The following is a 596-nucleotide window of genomic DNA, read 5'->3' as shown; positions in this document are numbered from 1 at the left end:
GGTTGGCACTCATAATGGCGCGCCGGTGTTCGTCGATTACGCACACAAGCCGGATGCGCTCGCGAAGGCGCTGCAGGCGCTGCGCCCTTACGCAAAGCGCAAGCTCGTCGTGGTATTCGGCGCCGGCGGCGATCGCGATGCCGGCAAGCGGCCGCTGATGGGCGAGATCGCCAGTGAAAATGCCGACAGCGTGATCGTTACCGACGACAATCCGCGCAGCGAGAATCCTGCAAGCATCCGCGCTGCCATTCTGGCCGCTGCGAAAGGCGCTATCGAAATCGGCGACCGCGCCGAGGCCATTCGTGTGGCTGTCGAAGGCCTGCAGCCCGGCGATGCCCTGCTGATCGCCGGCAAGGGCCATGAAACCGGACAGATCGTCGGTGACCGCACGCTGCCGTTCAGCGATCACGAGGCCGCCGCAGCGGCGCTTGCCAAGAGGACTGCATGAGCGAGTTTCTTTGGACATCAGCCGCGATAGCCGACGCGATGCACGCCACGGTGCAAGGCGCGCTGCCGGAAGGCATCACCGGCATCTCCATCGATACCCGCACCATCAAGCGGGGCGAGGCCTATTTCGCGATCAAGGGCGACGTGCA

The 596-nt window shown here is 64.9% G+C and carries 1 protein-coding gene; it reads left to right on the top strand.

The window, feature by feature from the left end; all coding sequences use genetic code 11:
• The coding region (locus AC1DS5_RS25295) for a glutamate ligase domain-containing protein (protein ID WP_477720993.1) at positions 1-448 on the top strand (448 nt) is incomplete at its 5' end.
• Positions 449-596: the final 148 nt, after the last annotated feature.

Source organism: Polaromonas sp. P4_H1 (assembly GCF_056400945.1).
Note: the sequence above shows the minus strand (reverse complement) of the source record. Positions and strands in the feature narration are given on the sequence as shown.